At 48.9% G+C, this 21,804-nt stretch carries 4 protein-coding genes; all 4 read right to left on the bottom strand.

Annotated features, from left to right (window positions below; translation table 11 throughout):
• Positions 1-39: 39 nt before the first annotated feature.
• From ACX9NY_RS27820 to ACX9NY_RS27805, 4 genes are read right to left on the bottom strand one after another with little or no spacing between them, the layout of a single operon-like run.
• Positions 40-885 carry a 3-hydroxyacyl-CoA dehydrogenase family protein gene (locus ACX9NY_RS27820; protein WP_472476250.1) on the bottom strand — a complete coding sequence of 282 codons (846 nt, stop codon included), beginning with the start codon at positions 883-885 and terminating at the stop codon, positions 40-42.
• 48 nt (positions 886-933) lie between these two features.
• A complete protein-coding gene (locus ACX9NY_RS27815; RefSeq protein ID WP_472476248.1) occupies positions 934-10,041 on the bottom strand; it encodes an SDR family NAD(P)-dependent oxidoreductase in 9,108 nt (3,035 codons plus the stop codon).
• A gap of 14 nt (positions 10,042-10,055) precedes the next feature.
• Positions 10,056-14,084 (bottom strand): SDR family NAD(P)-dependent oxidoreductase, encoded by a 4,029-nt coding sequence (locus tag ACX9NY_RS27810; RefSeq protein ID WP_472476246.1) that lies wholly within the window; start codon positions 14,082-14,084, stop codon positions 10,056-10,058.
• A 13-nt stretch (positions 14,085-14,097) separates the two neighbouring features.
• A complete protein-coding gene (locus ACX9NY_RS27805) occupies positions 14,098-21,804 on the bottom strand; it encodes an SDR family NAD(P)-dependent oxidoreductase (RefSeq protein ID WP_472476244.1) in 7,707 nt (2,568 codons plus the stop codon).

The following is a 21,804-nucleotide window of genomic DNA, read 5'->3' as shown; positions in this document are numbered from 1 at the left end:
AAACAGCTTGTTTATGCCATGAACTATTCATGCCATTGATTAGTAACTATAGAACCCTTCCCCTGATTTTCTTCCCGTCTGTCCGGCGTGCACCATCTTTCTCAGTAAAGGACAACAACGGAATTTTGGGTCCTGGTAGCTCTCATACAGCACATCAAGCGAATCCACAACGGTATCCAAGCCGATTAAATCCGCAGTCTCCAAAGGCCCCATCGTGTGCCCATAACATTTGACAAAAATATCATCTACTTCACGTGCTGTAGCCACCTGATCCTGAAGAACAAACGCAGCTTCATTCATAAACAGATGGGAAATCCGGTTGGAGACAAATCCGGGATAGTCGTTCACCAGAATCGTCTCTTTACCGATTGATGACAATAGTTCAGTTACTTCTTCAATGGTACGTTCCGAGGTATGCATCCCCTTGATCACTTCAACAGCTGATTTCAAGGGAACTGGATTCATAAAATGAGTACCGATGACCCGATCAGGCCGGCTGGTTAATGCCGCAATTTTGGTAATGGATATACACGAAGTGTTCACTAGAAATATGCATGCCTCCTGACAGATCGGATCGATCCGGCCGTACACTTGCCTTTTGATGTCCCACTGTTCGTTTACATTTTCAACGATGATATCCGCTTCACGAAGCATCTCCAGTTCCGTCGTCATATGAATGCGCTCCATGATGATCTCCGGGTCTTCCAGTCCCTCCACTTTCTTGAATAGCTTCAGCATTCGAATATTGTTATAGATCTCTTCTCCGGCAATCTCCAGCACTTCATCCTTGATGTCCACCAAGATAACCTCATGACCTGTCTGTGCAAAACTCTGGGCCACACCGCGGCCCATCACCCCTGCTCCAATTACCCCGATCTTCTTCATTGTCCCTGTTCCTCCTGTTTGTGGGGGAGTAGCACTCCCTCTCCCTGATCAGAAATTAAAATCAAGATCTTCTGCGGCTGGATCGTAAGAAACCAGCATATGCTTGCTGCTTTCCAGTTCAATTTCGCCCAGCTTCTGCCCCGGATGAAGCAATAACTGTTGCAGCAGCGCTACATAATCGTGAAGCATCTTCTCTGCCGTTTCCCGCTTGAAGAGTTTGGTCCGATACTCCAGATTAAATCGCAGCTTGTCATGTTTCTCAATAATCTCGAGGTACACGTCATAACGGCTCTCCGCTGCTCCAAACTCATATGGCGTCGTGTTGAATTTGCCCACTGTAACGTCCACTGTACCTACATTCTGAAGAGCAAACATCGCATCAAATAAAGGATTACGGTGTCTGTCTCTGTTCAGGTTAAGCTTCCGCACCAGATCTTCGAACTGAAATTGTTGATTCTCATAAGACTTCAGTGCAGCTTCTCTTACCTCGGTCAGCAGCTCCAGGAACGTTTTTTCCGATTGTGGCTTGGTACGGATCGTGATGATGTTAATAAAAACACCCACAACATCCTCCAGATCGGCGTGTGATCTGCCCGCAATGGGAGAGCCCACAACGATATCATCCTGATCTGCATATTTGGCCAGCAACACGTTGTACGCTGCAAGCAGCAACATAAACAAGGTCGTTCCTGTCTTGGCAGCCATGCGTTCCAGATCCATAGTCAAGGTTTCATTACCAATAAACACGACCTGATCTCCTTCGAATTCATTGGCCAAAGGACGAGGATAATCGGTAGGCAATTTGAGGTGCGGGATGGAATCCTTGTACAGGTTCAGCCAATACTCTTCCTGTTTGAGCAGAGCACCGGAAGAGAGCAAGGCATTATGCCACACCGCATAATCTTTGTACTGGATGGTGAGTGGTTTCAGCTCACGCCCTTCATACAGATCAATGATCTCCTGCATAATGATGTCCATCGACATGCCATCCGTAATAATGTGGTGCATGTCAAAAAATACGGCGTGTACACGATCAGCCAGCTTAACCACTTCGAAACGGAATAACGGCGCCTGATCGAGTTCAAAAGGTTTCACGAAACCAAGGAGCTTCTCGGTAAGTTGTTCCCGAGTGGACTCTGAGTAACCCACATTGAAATCGACCTGATCCCAAACCTTCTGATAAGGAATTCCATCCAGAAATTCAAATGAAGTCCGGAACGATTCATGACGTTGAATCAGCTTGCGAATGATCTGTTCAAATGCCCCATGCTCAAAATCTCCCTCCATGATGGAGGCTCTTGGTATGTTTGCATTAGTATTTTGACCCTCCAGCCGGTCTAGAACGACGAATCTCTTCTGAGCAGAAGAAACCGGGTAATAAGGTTGGGGCTCCACACGTGTCAACACAGGTAGTGCTCCCTCGGAATCTCCGCTTATGGATAGACCATAGGACTCTTCCAGATAAGCAGCCGATTCCGCAATCGTTGGATACATCAGGATTTCTGCTGTATTCACAAGGATCGACAACTCTTTGGTGAGACCATTGGCGATCTTGAGGCCCAGAATGGAATCTCCACCCATCTCATAGAAATCATCGTAAATACTGAGTTCATTGACCCCAAGCGCCTTACTCCATAATCGACCTAAGGCGCTCTCAATGACGGAATAAACTTCGTCTGTCCTGCCCAACAACTTCATATCGCCCGCTTCTTCCTGTGAACAACTGGCATCACCCTTGCGTCCGGTTTCAATAGCCTCGCTAATGTCAGAAGAGAACAACATGAGCGGCATGTCATCAGAGACATGTTGGTAGATTCCCTCCCGATTGAGCTCCCCGATCAGAACCTGGGTTACATCCTTACCCATGGCTTCTAGCAGCCCCTGGATACCTCTCGCTGTCGTGATTGCCTTGAATCCACCATCTGAATTGGCATGAAAATCCCGGGCCATGCCGGTTTCCTTCCACGCCGTCCAATTCACGGCAAGGGTGGACAGACCCGCTTGCCTGCGATGAGCCGCAAACGAATCCATATAAGCATTGGCGGCAGTATAGTCCCCTTGTCCAGGTTCACTAAAAAATGTTGTAGCTGTGGAGAACATGACAAAGAAGTCCGGTTGATCTGCACGTGTCAATTGATCCAAGCTCCATGTCCCCAACACTTTAGGGCGCATGACACGTTCAAAGGCTTCACGGTCTTTGTTCATCAGGAAACCTTCTCCGGCAACACCAGCGCCGTGAATAATACCAGACACCGGACCGTGCTGTTGTCTGATCTTGCTTAGCACCGATGCGAGCTGAAGGGGGTCAGCAATATCTACACTGTACAGATGTACTTCTGTGCCCCGAGCTTCCATCTCTTTGATCCGCTGGATTTGAGCGGTTAACTTGGTTTCCTCACCTGAGGACAGCACCTCTTCCCATGTTGCCCGTTCTGGAAACGGTGAACGATTCATCAGCACAAGTTTGATTTTCTCCGGCGCTAAAGATAATGCACTCGCTGTCTCCAGTCCAATCCCGCCTGTGCCTCCAGTGATGAGATACACACCACCTTCGCGCATGTGAATCGGTCGTTCGGGCAATACGGACATCGGAATCTCACCCAGCTCCTGGACATATCGACGCCCCTTACGGTAAGCGGCAAGATATAAGATGTCAGGCTCCCGAATTTCCTGTAACCATTGCTCCATCGGTGTCTCGACATCGATATCAATGCTTCGACAGCGGAATTGATTCATCTCATGACAGATGGTCTTGCCAAGCCCCACCATAGGTGCGTGTTCTGGACGAATGTACAGTTCACTGCCCGTAACGCTTTGTGTACAAGATGTCACCAGTACCAGATCGACTGGTCGTTTGAAATGAACCTTTGACATCGCTTTGGACAAATAAAACAGGCTATACACGCCGCGATCAAGCGATTCTTCCAATTCCCCCACGGTACCTTCATCTCCATGTTGATCCAGTGCGAAGAAATGAAAAAGCTGCGAGATTTTATAAGGCTCTACCGCTCGAATGAACCGTTCATAATCTTCTTCACATGATCGAATGGTAAATTCAGCATTGGCTTGATTGGTATAGGAATCTCCGCGGTAAACCTTGATTACGAGCCGGCCCTCCGCTTCCAGTTTCTCGGCAACAGATGAGGCGATACCACTTCTATCCATCAACATCACAACCGGTTCTGTATTGCCTCCATGCTGACCAGTCGATATTCGATTCATTTCTTTCCACATAGCCGCATAATGCAGTGGGGCCTCGGCCTCTTCTATAGAGACCTCACGCAGCTGTGGACGTTCGGGAATATGGATCCAGCAGCGCTTCCGTTCCAGCGGATACGCAGGCAAGCTGACTTTGCGAGCATGTTCACCTGCGTACAGTTCTTCCCAGTCCGCATCTGCTCCCTGTACATACAGATGGGCAATCTGCTTTAACAAATACTCCGACTCGCCTCCATTCTGTACAAAGCTCTGAATGGCCGAACGCATTAATTGGCTAAGACCCATTTTTTCCGATTCGGTCATTTCACCAGCTGTCCGATCCTTCTTACTCTTGGGAACAGTCCGGTGTTCACCGAACTCAACTCCCGGCAGTGCAATGGATTGGAATGATCTGTTCTCCAGCTGTCTCAAGGTATTCAGCAACCCTTCCGTATCCCGTACCATAAGTGACAACCGGAACGGGTAATGTCCCCGTCCTGTGCTTGCAGTACTGCACATATCTAGAAGTTCATATTGGTTGTTCCGATCCAGCAGACGAACATATTCAGCAACCAACCGCTGAAGTGCCTCTTCGGATCGAGCAGACAATACCAGCAAATGAGGACGTGCTGGTGCAGATACAGGTGTAATCACTGGTGGTTCTTCCAGGATGACATGACAATTCGTTCCGCTGATGCCAAATGCACTGACACCACAGCGTCGAGGTCCGTCCTTCACCTTCCACGGTCGTAATCGTGTATTCACATATACAGGCGAAGCATGAAAATCAATATTTCGGTTAGGACGGTTAAAATGAAGATTCGGTGGAATCACACCATGCCTGACGGCAAGTGCCGCCTTGATCAGGCTGATCATACCGGCTGCCTCAGAGGTATGACCCAGGTTGGTTTTAATGGAACCGACCGCACAGAATTGACGTCGATCTGTGAATTGTCGGAACGCATTTTGGATGCCTTTAATTTCAATTGGATCACCCAGCGCGGTTCCTGTGCCATGCGTTTCCATGTACGTGATCGTCTCGGGATGAATACCTGCCTGTCTCCAGGCTTTAGTAATAACTTCCTGTTGAGCCGCTGGATTCGGAGCCGTAATGCCGGCTGAACTGCCATCCTGATTCATCGCAGTGCCTTTGAGTACGGCGTATACCTGATCCCCATCCCTCAACGCATCCTCCAGCCTTTTTAGCATGACTACTCCGATGCCTTCACCAAGCCCGGCACCATCAGAATCATCATCAAATGCTCTTGTCTTTCCGTCACCAGACTCCAGACCCTGGAGCATGTTTTCGTTCTTTTTGGTGATCGGCATGGTTGAGATTTTGATTCCACCTACTGCGGCCATGCTGCACTCTCCGCTTAGCAGGGCACGCGAAGCAATGTGCACCGCTGTAAGGGACGAAGAACAGGCCGTATCCACCAACATGCTCGGCCCTTTCAAGTTCAGCAAATACGATATGCGAGCAGGAATGATCGATGGTGTGTTACCCACCACGGCATCCGGAAGAGCGCCCAAATCCGTCTCATATATGAAACGAGAGTACATATCAACTGTGTTTGTTGAATACCCCAAATAGACACCGGTATCCGAACCGGCCAGTTTCCCGCCGCCGTAACCCGCATCCTCAATGGCCCTCCACACGGTCTCCAGGAAGAGACGCTGATTCGGGTCTGTCAGACTCGCTTCTTTCGGTGATAATTTAAAGAATGAATAATCGAATAAGTCAATGTCTTCTATAAAAGCTCCCGCTTTGGAATCCAGTTCCGGGAGGTCCAACCTTGTATTTTGCAAGTACCAGTCCAGATCTTGTTGTCGTCGTTCTGGGAGAGGACGGATATGATCCACCTTGCCTTGAATATGCTCCCAGAATTCGGATACATCGGTTGTGGAAGCTACATTCAGAGCCATCCCCACAATGGCTAGATCCCCAGACAATGGTCCGGAAGCAGTCTGTCGTGAATGCTGCTCATCTTGAGCACACATTTCTGCTTGCTTCTCAGTTTCGGGTGATGTCTGTTCTTCGCTGGTTGCAGAAGCATCCATGTCGCTCAGTACAGCAACCGTCTCTTCTTCCGATTCACCATGTTCCTTGAAAATATATTCCGCCAGCTTGTGAATCGTCGAAAATTCAAACAAGTCCGTTACGGCAAGGACGCCAGGGTATCTTTTGGAAAGTCCTGCGTGGATTTTCAGCAGCAGAATGGAATCAGCACCAAGCTCGAAGAAGTTCTCATAGATATCGATCTCGTCAAATCCCAGAACTTCTTTGCATACGCTGGCAACATGCCGTTCAGTAGCGGTATATCCACCCTCACTCTTGCCTGATAATTTCACTTCACCGCTTGAAGTACTGCCAACCTTCTTGGTCGACCTCGTTTTGGAAGCAGCACTTTGCAGATATTCAGCCACTCTGCCACTAAGTTCTGTGGACAATCGAACCTGCATTTTATCCAGCAAACGCACGCCACCGCCACTGAAGTTCAGTTGCCCGATCAGCACCCTGCGAATGGAGGAGTTCATGGCTTGTTCCAAGCCCTGTATGGCCTGTGCCGTAAGGACCGTTTTGAAAATGGTATCTGCGGTGAAACCAGCATCCACCGACATGCCCGTCTCTTTCCATGTGGTCCAATTCACGGTGAGTGTGCGTTTTCCTCTTAGGGTACGCTCATCAGCGAAGGCATCCAGGTAGGCATTTGCCGCCACGTAGTCTGCTTGTGTTACACCACTGAACATCGTCGCTACAGATGAATACATCACAAAGAAATCCAGATCATCACTGTGGGTCAGTTCGTCCAGATTCCAGGTACCATATATTTTGGATGCCAGCACTTCACTGAACCGTTCCTCACTCCGATCCACCAGAAGTTGATCTCCACCGACGCCCGCCCCATGAATGATTCCATGAATAGCACCATAACGTGTACGCATATCCCGAATCACCCGATCCATCGCTTCCCGGTCAGCCACATCCGCACTGTACCAGGAGACTTCCGAACCTGCGGCCTCCAGCTCCATAACGGCTGTAATGAAACGGCGAAGCTTGGCTTGACCGGGCTGATTCATCAGGTTGTCCCAATGTACACGATCCGGTATCGGGGTGCGATTGATCAGAGCCAGACGCACGGGAGCCTTGGAAGCCAGGAAACGCGCTGTTTCCAAACCAATACCACCGCCGCCACCTGTAATCAGGTACACGCCCTGAGGGCGTACAACTAATGGGGCATCTCCTGCAACCTGCACACGCGTAAATTCTTCAACGTAACGTTGTCCATTACGGTAAGCTATCAGGTAGTCCCCCTGCTCTTCTGTCCCCAATGCTTCCTCGATCCAATCCTCTGCAGTGGTATCTGCATCTACGTCAAAGGATCGGAAAGAGATGGACGGATGTTCACGGTTTAGTACCTTGCTTAGACTCAGGAATGGCGCATGTTCCGGCCGCTGAGCGGATTCTTCTCCCGTAATATGGTGTGCATTTAATGCAATCAGTGTAATACCAGCAATCTCGGCAAAGTCACTTCTCATCAGGGCACGCACCAAATAGTACACACTGTACGTACCTCGGCGCTGACTGCGCTGCAATTCATACAGACTTTGAATCCCCGGCTGCGGGGTATCCAGAGAACAGCCAACATGTATAATGTGATCCACCGATTTGCCTTGAAGGCTTGCGAAGAGACGGTCGTAATCCGCTTCCTGGTCACCAAGCGTATATCGATTATCGATTAAGTCTGCATAAGCAGAACCCAGTGCTGCCCGGATTACCTTCACCCCGGTACGTTCTAACACACGAGCTACGGAGTCACCTGCACCATACTTGCCTTCAATCAACAATACTGTTTCCGGCATAACGGAGATCCCGCTGCCTGTGCGTTTCCGCTCAGCTGCTCTCCACTGCATCGTATAGTGAAATTCTTCTGTGTGTTGTGAAGACACTGTCGCGCCTCTGTCAATACGATTCGAAACCAGTTCATCAGGAAGATCAATCCAGCAGCGATGGGATTCAAAAGGGTACACGGGTAAGCTGACACGTCGCACATGCGTACCTTTGTACAATTCCACCCAATCCACATCGGCCCCTTGTACGTATAACGAACCAAGTTCGGTCACCCCTGCTTCATCATCCCACTCGGAGAGGTTAACCCCTTGTGTAAGCTCCTGTACCTCTCGATCAAGCTTCTTTCGTGACGCTTCAGTTATGTCACCAGGTTCAAGCTGTGATTTGCTGGCAGGTACAATCTTGTGCTCCCCATAGCTGAACCACGACTCAGGTTCATTCCACGTTTCTGCCAAGGATAGCACTTGCAGCTTCAAGCCCAGATCAGCGAGATTCTCTGCCACTATAGCCAATCTGAAGTTGTAGTGTCCTCGGCCAACACTGGCGGTATAACACAGGTCCTGGAGATGGCATGTGGGCGGTTTGTCCTGTACAAATCGGCTATATGTTGTGACCAGCTCCCGCAGAGCTGACTCAGACTTGGCGGACAACACGACCAGACCTGCCTTCGCATAAGAAGCGTCAACAACCGTGGCAACCGGTGCTTCTTCCAGCACCAGATGACAGTTCGTCCCGCTAAAGCCAAAACTGCTGACCGCACAGCGCATCGGGGACTCTTTCCCCTCCCATTTGCGGAGTCTTGTGTTAACATACACAGGTGATGTCTTGAAATCGATCTGTCCATTGGGTCTGTCAAAATGAAGAGACGGCGGGATTTCGCGATTTTTGATTACCAGTGCTGCCTTGATCAGACTGACCAGACCTGCTGCTTCATAGGGATGACCCATATTCGATTTCACAGTACCAATCGGACAAAACTGCTTTTTATCCGTATACTTCTGAAAAGCAAGCTCCAAGCCTTCAAGTTCCAAAGGATCTCCCAGCTTTGTGCCCGTCCCATGTGTTTCAATATAGGACAGGGTCTCGGGGTGAATTCCCGCCTGATCCCACGCTCTGGATATCACATCAGCCTGGGCCTCCGGATTGGGAGCGGTGATCCCGATGGAAGCTCCGTCCTGATTAATAGCACTTCCTTTGATGACCGCATAGATCTGGTCTTTGTCCTTGAGCGCTTTACTCAACGGCTTCAGTAATACCGTAGCAACCCCTTCGCTGATTCCAGCCCCATCCGATGAATGGTCAAAGGCTCTTGTTCGTCCATCCGATGCTTCAAGACCCCCGCGGTAATACTCTGTATCCAGTGGCATCAGGTTCACACGCAATCCACCGGCAAGTGCCATATCACAGTCACCATTCCGAATGGACTGGCAGGCGAGATGCACGGCCACCAATGAGGATGAACAGGCGGTGTCCACCACCATCGAAGGCCCTTTTAGATCCAGAAGATAAGAGATTCGTGCAGGCATCATGGCAGAAATATTGCCCACAGCTGCATCGGAAGTTAATTGAATATCAATGTCCTGGATCATTCTCAGATAGCTGTCCTTAATGTTACTGGCGAATCCTAGGTATACGCCTGTCCGGCTGCCAGCCAGACTTTTCCCGCCATATCCCGCATCTTCGAGTGCACTCCAGGCTGTTCGCAGGAATAGTCTCTGAAAAGGGTCCATCAGCGCGGCGTCCCGAGGCGGAATCCGAAATAATTTGTAATCAAATTGGTCGATATCCTTTAGATAGGAACCATCACTGTATTGGATGTCCTCTCCATATCCTGCATATCGGAGATAGGCATCTATATTTTGACGACGAGAGTCCGGAAAATTGGCAATGGAATCACAACGATCACGGATGTTGTCCCAAAACTCCCCAATATTGTCCGCAGACGGAAGCATGGCTGATATGCCTACAATGGCAATTCCCTCCGAGTCGCTCCGCTTCCCCTCCGATTTCAATCCTTTGAGCAGCTGGGCAGCAACCTGTTTATCAATTTTGCCCGCGGCTGCATTCTCAATAATGATTCTCAGCATCTGGCTTGTTTGGTTCATCGGGTTCTCCTTCCTCAACGATCCTCGAAGCTCTTGACTGCATCGTCAATGCTCAGACTACCGGCTTCAATGTCTTTAAACAGTTGTTCAAAATCATCCACCGATTGGGCTGGCTCAGCAGCCGGTTTTATTTCCAACTTGGTCATGACAAATTGGGATAACGCATGTACACTGGTGTACGAAAACAGATGGATCAGCTTCATTTTGCCTGGATAAGCATCTTCGAGCAGAGAAAATAATCGATTTAACAAAATCGAATCTCCGCCCAGATCAAAAAAGCTGTCGTGGATATCCAGCTCTTTAAAACCGAGTACTTCGTTATACATGCCTGCAATCTGCCGTTCGATGCTGTTGTAATCCTCGCCGTCTTTCCCTTTGAGCTCAACATGTGCATTCACCGATTTGTTTCGTTTAGCTGCAGCAGGAGCCACCTGACGCGACTCTTCCAACTTCTCGGCTTCTTTCAGCCTGTTTGTCATCTCTTCGGAGAATCGGAATGGAAACTTGGTCAACAGTGCTTTGGCAAACCGTGGATGGTATGTAAATTCCCCGATCAACACACGCGGCACCTCTTTGTTCAATGCTGCAAAAAATCCGGCCGTTGCCTGTTCGGTCGGAAGGGCTTTCGTAATGGCGTCTACATTAAAACCATAATCCACAGACATGCCCGCTTCTTTCCATGAAGACCAATTGATAGACAAGGTCTTCAGACCACTTTTGCTGCGTGAGTAAGACAAGGCATCCAGATAGGCATTAGCCGCTGAATAATCCCCTTGCCCAACTTCACTTGACAGAGACAGACCGGAAGAGAAAAAGACCAGGAAATCAAGCTCATCCTGCCGAGTCAATTGGTCCAGTATCCAGGCCCCTTGCACTTTTGGATAAAGGACTTCATCAAACGTTTCCTGCGTTTTGCGTATCAAATATCCAACCGCCGGCACCCCTGCACCGTGGATCACGCCCGTGATAGCCCCATACTTCTCCCTGACATCGGCCAGTACATCCTGCATTGCTGCATAATCTGATACGTCGGCTGCATAACAGGATACTTCTGAACCCTGCTGTTCAATCGCCAGGAAATTACGGAGACGAGCTGCCATCTTGGATTCAAGCTCCGGGTTGTTAAGAAGTGTTTCCCATTCCGATCTTGCAGGAACTGGGGTACGCCCAATTAGCACAAGCTTGACCTCTGCTTGGGAAGCGAAGAATTTTGCCATTTCCTGACCAATCCCACCTGTTCCCCCGGTAATGACGTACACACCATCCTTTTGGATATGGACAGGGGAATCCCTCAACTCATCGGCTTGAACTTCACCCAATTCCTCGATGTATCGAATCCCATTACGGTAGGCAGAGGTATAACTCTGATCTTGGGAACCCATTTCCTGAAGCAGTTCATCTGCACCTGTGCTCTCGTCCAGATCAATGCTTCGACAGGTAATATGCGGATATTCCAAGGCGAGTACTTTACCCAAACCATATAACGAGGCCGCTTCAGGAGAGAGTCGGCTCTCACCCGTTGTAACTTCGTAGACCTGTTCAGAGACCAGCATCATATTCAGTGCGTTGTCACTTCCATGTTCAATGAGCGCACGAATCAGATAAAACAGGCTATATACGCCTTTTTGCTGACTATGTTCCAAGTCCTGAAGTGTACGAATCTCCGCAGAAGTCGGCACTGCAAAGAGATGTATAATGTCACTGATGGATGTATCCCCCAGCGCTGCAAACAGCTCCGTAAAGTTGCTTTCGGACCCATTCAACGTAAACGATCCGTCCGGTTCGTGCTTGAAAGATTCTCCATATCCGACCTCAATCACTTGGCGCCCCGACTGCTTAAGACGTTCAATCAATACACTTCCCCGATTACCCTCGTCCTTCAAAATCAAAACTGCACCTGTTCCTTGAATCGGTTCAGGCTCAGTTAGATCCGCTCTCCTCCAGTTCATCCGATAGAATCGGGCTGGCGTCGTTTCTTCAGAGACTTCATTGCTGCAATCTGCGGTAGCGGCGGTACGAGCCGTCTCAGGAACTTCAAACCAGCAGCGAGTCCGGGTAAATGGATAGGTTGGCAGACTTGTTTTACGTAGCCCGTCCCCTGTATATAGAAGCTCCCAGTTCAGTTCTGCACCTTGTATATACTGCATTCCAATTTGATTCAGGATGTCCTGATCGACCTGCTGACCTTTGCCCATCTTCGCCAGTTCCGGATTCAAACTCATCGTCCGATGGCCCGTGTGGCCATCTTCACCACCTGCAGCTGATGATTCCGGACGATTTTGATCGCTGCTAACCTTGTGATAACCGTAATACATCCCTGGACTTTGATGTCCATTGAATCCTGTACTTTTGCTCAAATCCCCATCTAATCCGATCATTTGTCCAGCTTCATTTAAGTGAAGAAAGAGCTCTTCCGCATCCTGCCCGGTGACAAGTAAACGGTACGAGTAGTGCCCTCTCCCTGTGTTGGCGGTATAACACAGAGAAGGTACATCCCGAGATTCAACTTGAGAGAGCAGGTTGGCATATTCCTTAATCAGCTTCTGGAGAGCTTCCTTCGTTTTGGCCGATACGGTTAGAAGATGATTACCACGTATATCCGGTTCTTTAATCGTAGTGTTCGGCGCTTCTTCCAGTACAATGTGGCAATTGGTTCCACTGATTCCAAATGCACTGACACCGCTACGTCGTGGTGTTGCATGGGTATCCCATTCCCGCAATCGGGCATTCACATAGACCGGGGAAGCCGCAAAATCGATGGCCCGATTCGGTCTGTGAAAATGTTTGGAGGCAGGGATCTGTTTGTGTTGCAGTGACAAAGCCGATTTGATCAATCCCACGACACCCGCCGCCTCCGAGAGGTGGCCAATATTGGTTTTGACCGAGCCGATTCCGCAGAATTGACTTTTACCCGTGTGACGGCGGAATGCCTGCTCAATCCCTTGTACCTCCAGCGGATCACCCAGCATGGTGCCACTGCCATGTGTCTCAATATAAGAGACTGTCTCGGGATCGATACCCGCATCCGCCCAGGCTTGAAGAATTGCTTCGGTCTGTGCCTCCGGGTTCGGTGCAGCGATACTAATGGATTTACCGTCCTGATTTACGCCATACCCTTTGATAACAGCGTAGATCTGATCACGGTCTTCCAACGCTTTATCCAGTGGTTTGAGCATCACCACCCCTGCGCCTTCACCAATACCCGATCCATCCGAATCGTCATCAAACGCTTTGGTTCTCCAATCTGTCGACTCAATCCCGATTTTGATATGATCACTCTTTAATGGAACCAGATTAATCTTGATTCCTCCGACGAGCGCCTGATCACATTGCCCCTCCTTGATCGCCTGACAAGCCAGTGTAATGGCCACCAGAGAGGATGAACAAGACGTATCCACCACCATGCTCGGCCCTTTTAAATCCAGTAAGAAGGATAATCGCCCAGCCGCTACAGAAGCCAGATTACCCACTAGCGAGTACGCAAAGGATTCCGGTTCCGCATCATAGATAAAACGTGAGTACAAATCCCGAATATTATTGGATAGGCCCAAATATACGCCGGTACGACTGCCCAACAGTTTTCCGCCCCCGTACCCTGCGTCTTCGATCGCTTTCCATGCTGTTTCCAGAAACAGTCTGTGATTGGGGTCCGTAAGACTGGCTTCTTTGGGTGACATTTTAAAATAGGCATAATCAAATTTATCAATCTCATCCAGATAGGCATTTTCATTAAATTGAATTTCGTCTGGCGACATGCCCAAATATTGCAGATATGAATGGATGTCAGGCACTCTGGATTCAGGAAAGGAACGAATGCTGTCCGTACCACTGACGATGTTGTCCCAGAATTCTTCGGGAGAATCAGCCTGGGGCAATTTCAAAGCCATGCCCACAATGGCAATATCTTTGACAGCGTTGGTTGACCCGAATGCTGTATTAGCATCCTCTTCTGCTTTGAGCTTTTTGAGCAGCTGCACAGCTACTGTTTTGTCCAAGCTTCCGTCTTGCAGATGTTCCATGACAAACTTGTATACACTCTCCACCACAGTTCCTCCTTTACAGGTTAATCAGGTTATTCAACGCCTGCTGCAGCGTAACGTCGCCACTTTCCATCTGGTCAATTACACGCTTCAAATCCTGCTCCATGTCTTGTGGCTTCGAAGTGGACTTCTCATCCATAAAACGAGCCAACCTGGTAATATTGGAGTTCGCAAACAAATCCGTAACTTTGGTCAGACCAGGAAATTGCTGATCAATCCGCGCTTGAACCTGCATAAGCACGATGGAATCAGCACCCATTTCGAAGAAACTGTCCCCTACATTAATCTGATGAAACCCAAGCATCGTTCGACAGATGGAAGCAAGTGCTTTTTCAGTCGGAGAATAGGATGCATCTGATTTACCTGTCAATACCATTTCTCCATCATGACCCTCTGACGAGGATACCCGAGGACGCTTGCCTGCCAGCTGCTTCATACGTTGCTCTAATTGCACACGAATGGAGGATGAGAGATCAAACGGACTTTTGTCCAATGCGGATATCAACTGACCCTCATAATGAATCTCTCCAATGAGCACTCGGCGGACGGAAGATTGCCGCATTACCAGAGACAATTGATTCATCGCTTGCTCTGTTGGCATGGCTTTGAATAATGTATCCACTGCAAACCCGTGCTCCGCTGACATCCCTGTCTCCTTCCAGGTAGACCATTGCACAGTCAATGTGCGCTTGCCCAACATTGATCTGTAGTCGGCATATGCATCCAGGTAGGCATTGGCGGCAATGTAATCCGCCTGTCCTGGGGCGCTAAATACAGAAGCGATCGATGAATAGAGCACCATAAAATCGAGATCATCCTGTTCAGTAAGTTGATCCAATACCCAAGTACCGTGTACTTTTGGAGAGAACACCTCGGTAAATCCCGCCTGAGAACGGTTTGTGATCATTTCCGAGCTTCCAACCCCTGCGCCATGAACAATCCCTTTAATTTTCCCGAACGTAGCCCGAAGCTGATCCAGAAGTAAACGCATGGCATCCAGATCCGACACATCTGCAGCATGGCAACTAACGTGATGTCCCCGGCTCTCCAGTTCACGAATAACTGTAATTTGATGAATCACTTTGAGCCTGGATTGTTCTGCAACAATGGCATCCCATTCCTCACGTGCGGGCATCGGTGTACGGCTGATTAATGCAAGGTTCACTGGAGCATCGGAAGCCAAATATCGCGCGGTTTCCAAGCCAATTCCACCGGTACCCCCTGTAATGATGTACACACCATCGTTGTCAAAAACCAAGTCATCTTCAGCAGGTGCTGATTCATTCAATGCTCTGAACTGCTGAACATATCGTGTTTCATTACGATAAGCTACCTCATAATAGGAAGATGTCGTACCGATCTCATGCAGCAACAGCTCCACAGAGAGACTCTCGTCGATGTCAATACAACGACAATGAACCTGTATGTTTTCCTTGCCTAATACTCTGCCCATTCCAAAGGCAGAAGCCAGATGAGGCTTCATCCGCTCCGAACCGGTAATGCAATTGACCTCACGGGATATCAGAACTAACTCGATTGGCTGACTCAGAGAACTGGACAACAACGCACGAATAAACCGGAAGAAGCCATACACACGTTCATTTAGCACCGACTCTAATGATTCCATGTCACTGGATTCGCTTGCTGAATGTTCATCAGAGCCAACACCGTTCAGATACACAATTCTTGAAAGTTGTTCTAGACCAACCTGTTGCAGCACACGTTCATAGACTTCCACTTGTTCCACATTTCGACTGTTCGGGTCAGATCGCAGAACATCTGCCTGAAGTACGGTATATACCTGCATCCCCGACTGTTCCATACGTGACGCTATCTCAGCTGCATATTTGGACCCATCCAGCAGTATCAGTGTAGTACCTTTGCTCGCTTCGATCGGCTGATCGGAATCCTCTTTCGCTATCTCCTTCTGTTGCCAAACAAGCTCATAGGCTTCCGGTACCGTTCTGGTGCTCGCTTTTGCGTACACTGAAGACTGCTCGGGAAGATCCACCCAGCAGCGTGTATTATCGTATGGATACAATGGAAGACTGATTTTACGAATTTCCTCTTCCCTATACATCAGGCTCCAGTCCACGTCACTGCCTGTTGTGTACAGTCTGCATAATTCATGTAATAATCCCGGGTCTGAAGACTCCATGTATCGGGATAGACAATTTCTGCCCTCCTGTTTCAAGAGGGACTTCTCCTGTCCAGTCAATTCGTGGTCTTTCCCTTCGATCTTCTCTGTGACTACTTTATGCACGCCATAATAGAGCTGATGCTCACCTGCGGATTCGAGACCTGATGTAGCGAGTAGCCGCAGTTTCATGAGCAGATCGGATGTGTCCGTTACTCCAAAGGCGATCCGATATACATGATGCCAGCGGCCCGTATTCGCGGTATAACATATGTTTTTGAGCGAAAGATCCTGCTGACGTTCCGAGATAAAACGGATATAGTTATCAACCAGCGCAAGTAATGACTTGCGGCTCTTGGCACTTAGCGTGAACACCTCCACATCTCTGGTAATCTTCCGTTCCTGGATCACAGGCGGCTCTTCCAGTACCAGATGGCAGTTGGTTCCGCTAAATCCAAAGGCACTGACTCCGCAGCGAAGCGGCTCGCCATTCCCGTCCCATGGTCTCGACTTCGTATTGACATACAACGGCGAATCCTGGAATGAAATGGATGAGTTGGGCTTATCAAAATGAAGCGTAGGTGGTAATACCCGGTGCTTCAAGGCCATAGCCGCTTTAACCAGACTGCCCACACCAGCTGCTTCAAACAGATGGCCTATATTGGACTTGACCGAGCCTATAGCAACAAACTGATGCTTGTCTGTATATCGGCGCAGTGCTGTGGTAAGTCCATCCATCTCAATTGGATCGCCGAGCTTCGTCGCAGTGCCATGCGTCTCCACGTAACCAATGGTTGAAGGATCAATGCCGGCATCCTGCCATGCCTTCACAATGACATCCGTCTGTGCTTCAGGATTCGGAGCCGTAATGCCAATCGAAGCTCCGTCCTGATTAATGGCACTTCCTTTGATCACCGCATAAATATTGTCTTTATCTGCAATTGCCTTGCTTAGTGACTTCAATACAACGGCGGCTCCGCCTTCACCAAGTCCCGAACCATCTGCTTCCTGATCAAATGGTTTGGTTAATCCATCCGAAGATTCAATGCCCACTTTCAAATAATCGTGATCCAACGGACTTAGGCTGATCCGTGCACCCGCGACAATCGCCATCTCACAATCACCATTACGAATGGCCCGGCAGGCCAGATGGGTAGCGACAAGGGATGCGGAACATGCCGTGTCGATGACCATCGTAGGCCCCTTGAGATCCAGTGGATAGGCAATACGAGTCGGCATCATCGCTGTGATATTTCCTACGATGGACATCGGATATTGATAGGGATCGAGATCACAGATCATTTTGAGATAGGAGTCATTCAAACTACTGGCAAAGCCCATATAGACACCTGTGTTGGTTCCTTCGATGCGTCCACCGTAACCTGCATCCTCTACCGCATGCCATGATGTCTTCATGAACAACCGCTGAATCGGGTCTGTTAATCCTGCCTCCTTCGGAGACAAGCGGAAATACTTATAATCAAACTGGTCAATATCATCCAGAAATGCACCCTGGAGGTACTGTACTTCTTTGTCCGAACCCAGCTTGGCATTCATCCATTGATGATAGGCATCCATGTCTTTTTTGCGTCCCTCTGGAAAATCTGTTGTACAGTCCACACCGTTCAAGATGTTGTCCCAATACTGCTCTGCCGTATCCGCCATTGGCATTTCCGCAGCAATCCCGATAATGGCGATGGCGTCATCCTGTTCAACGATTGGTTTCTTTTGCTCCAGAGGAGCAGCAACTTTTGTTTTTACAGCCGTGCTGTTACCCTGGTTCACATGAAGTGCCAGCTTATGGATAGACGTATGTGCAAATAAATGAGCAATCTTCACTTTACCGGGAAACTCCTCGTTAAGCCTCTCATGCATACGGATCAGCATGATGGAATTGCCCCCGAGATCGAAGAAATTATCATAGATATTGATCTCCTGATAACCCAGTATCTCACTGTATATGCGCGCAACCTGCTGCTCGGTTTCCGAATAGAGCCCCCCTTCATTCCCGGAAAGATCTACGGGCCCCGTATGCTTCTCCTGTGGTACGATCCGGTTGGAACGATTCGATGCTCCCTGGTCAGCGATTTCCTTACTCCGCTTCACTCCAGCTTCGAGCTTATCCGATAACCGGAATGGGAACTGCCCAAGTGCAGCGAGATGTTTGCTTCCATAATTCATCGCACCGATGAATACTCGTGAGAGTCGTCTGCTCATGGCTGCTTCCATCGCTGCGATACCATCCGTGGTAGGAATGGTCTTGAACATGCCATCCACATTGATACCAAATTCCACGGACATTCCGGTCTCTTTCCACGATACCCAATCAATGGAGAGTGTTCTGCGACCCTGCCCCGTCCTCCATGCCGCGAAGGAATCCAAATAACAATTGGCAGCCGTATAATCACCTTGTCCAATTTCACCGATGACAGATATCCCGGAGGAGAACAATACCATAAAGTCCATGTCCTGATCTCGCGTCAGTTTCTCCAGAGTCCAGGTTCCCTTCACCTTGGGTCCAAGAATCGTCTGGAATTCCTCATCGCTCTTCCGATATATAAATCCGTCTCCAGGAATACCTGCTCCATGAATAATACCATGTATGTTCCCGTAGCGTTGGGTGATATCCTGAATCACTTCCGTCATGCCCGCAACATCGGCCAGATCGGCACTGTAATAATGAACGGTTGCGCCCAATGCTTCCAGTTCAAGGATGCCTTGCATCTTGGTACCACGGGAATCTTGGCCTGTTTCCAATATGTCTTCCCATTCTTCCCTTGCCGGAAGAAGTGTCCGACCAACAATCGCCAGCTTCACTTGCTCCGAAGAAGCCAGAAAGCGTGCTGCTTCCAGACCAATACCGCTTGTACCACCTGTCACGAGATATAAACCGCCTGGACGCACCTTGAAAGGTACGCTCTCATGTTCATTCAGATCCATCTCTGTAAAGGTCTCCGTATAGCGCTGGCCTTCACGATACGAAACAGCATAAGTTTCACCGTGTATATGTCTTTCCTTGAGGATATCCTTCGCAGATATGGACTGATCCACATCTATAAACTTGCTCCGAATATGTCCATACTCCTGCTGAATCACTTTACCAAGTCCCATTAAGAGTGCATTATGAGGGGTAATCCTCTCTTCTCTTCCTGTGACTTGTCCAGCGTACTCAGCAATCAGGTTCAGATGAATCTCTTCAGCAAAGCCTTTTCTCATAAGCGCCTGAATCAGATAGACCGGTGAGTAGAAAGCTTCCTGTTGTCTGGCTTCAATAGCTGCCAAATCTTCAGGATATAATGAATTGCCCATCATGGATAAATAGATGATTTCGGTAATTTCTCCGTCTGTGAACAAATCTAGTAGCTCAGTATAAGCCGCCGGATTATTTCCGCCGACTTCATATTGATTCTCCGATATTTGCCGGAACTGGTTACCCGGTCTCACATAGACGACCCGCTTGCATTCGCTCTCCAGTTCTGCCGACAGTTCCTGTTCCAATTCGGTACCATTACCGATCAGCATGATCGTGCCTGAAGAGGAAGGGGCCGAGGTATGCAAAGTCGTATCCCCCTCGTCCTCTATCCAGCGCACCGTATGGAAATAGTCTTTTAACGACACAGCAGTCGGGTCTTGAATATCAATCCAGCATCGGCTGGGCTCAAACGGATACGTAGGTAAACTCAACCTCCGTACCTGTCTCTTTTGATATAGCTGTCCCCAATCCATCGCTGCACCTTCGGCATAGAGTAAAGCCAGCTCCTGAAGTGCTGATTCATCCCATACAAGAGGACTGGCAGCAAGTTCTTTGATCCGTTCCTGTGCCTGAGACGATTGACGTCTGGTGCGTTCACGTTCTTCCGAGGACATTCGCTCGGCTCCAGTAGGTTTAGGCGCAGGAGCACCGGTATAGACTCCTTCTTGTGTCTTCAATTGGGTCCACGGTTGTTCCAACAGGTGAATCAGTTGAGCCGTGTCTTCCACAAGAAGGGATAGACGATGTTCATAATGCCCACGACCTGTAGCTGCCGTATAACAGACATTCGCAACAGGAACTTCACGATTCTCCCTCAAGAAACGCTCATACCGTTGGAGCAATCGAATAAGCGCCTCTTCCGTCTGAGCCGAACACACAAAGAGATGCTTGCCTGAAGCCTGATCCTCTCCCGGGTCTTGAGCAGTAATGGCTGGAGCTTCCTCAAGCACGACATGACAGTTGGTTCCGCTGAATCCAAAAGCACTGACACCACATCTGCGCGGGACGCCCTCTTCCGCCTCCCAGGGTCGGAGTTGTGTATTCACATACACGGGTGTCTGCTCAAACCGAATGTTGCGGTTGGGTTTGGCGAAATGAAGAGACGGCGGCAGCTTCTGATGTTTCAAGGCCATCACTGCTTTGAGCAGCCCTGTCACACCTGCACATTCATATAAATGACCGATATTGGATTTCACAGAACCAATCGCGCAAAATTGTTTTTTAGAGGTAAACTGTTCAAACGCATTGGTAATTCCTTTAATCTCAATCGGGTCTCCCAGCTCCGTCGCTGTACCATGGGCTTCAATATAACGGATGGTCTCAGGGTCAATCCCCGCTTCTTCCCATGCCTTCACGATCGCTTCGGATTGGGCACGCGGATTCGGTGCAGTCAACCCAATGGAGGTTCCATCCTGATTGGCAGCAGTTCCCTTAATGACGGCGTAGATATGATCTCCATCTTCAATGGCCCGACTTAACGGTTTCAAAAGAATGGCTGCCACACCTTCACCCACACCTGCCCCATCAGAGGCATCATCAAATGTCCGCGTCTCCCCGTCCGAGGACTCAATGCCAAATTGTTCATATTTATTAAAAACAGGCAGCGTATTCACCTTCACCCCACCGGCTATGGCTGCATCACACTCTCCACTTCGGATCGACTGACAGGCCATATGGACGGCAACAAGTGATGATGAACATGCTGTATCCACCACCATGCTGGGTCCTTTCAAATTCAGCAGATAGGATATTCTCCCCGCCAGTACCGCCGTCACATTGCCCGTTACTGAGATCGAGATGGATTCCGGTTCTACATCGGCAATAATATTGGCATAATTATCTCGGGTGCTGCTGTAATATCCTACATACAATCCCGTGTTGCTACCCGATAACTTCGAGCCTCCATAACCTGCATCTTCCACTGCTTCCCATGCCGTCTGGAGAAAAATTCTCTGATCAGGACTCATCAGGGCTGCTTCTTTGGGTGTCAGCTTAAAGTAGCGATAATCAAACTTGTCCACTTCGTCCAGATAAGAGCCTTTAATGAAGCTCAACCCGTCTTCATCCTGCTGTTTGAAACGTACATATTTCAGAACATCCTCTTGTCTTGCTTCAGGAAATTCCACAATGGAATTCACTTTGTTCTCAATATTGTTCCAGAACTCCTCCACATGATCAGCCATGGGCATATGTGCAGATATGCCGATGATGGCAATATCTTCACGAGTATTCTTTTTCTGCTGTTTCAACAGCGTAATCATATCAATCGCCGTTTTTTTGTCGATTTTGCCACCAGACGTATTCTCAATAATATATTTAAGCAACTGTTCCAA

It is taken from the genome of Paenibacillus sp. CB74, from assembly GCF_055687625.1.
The sequence above is the reverse complement of the archived record's forward strand: the minus strand, read 5'-3'. Positions and strand labels throughout refer to the sequence as shown.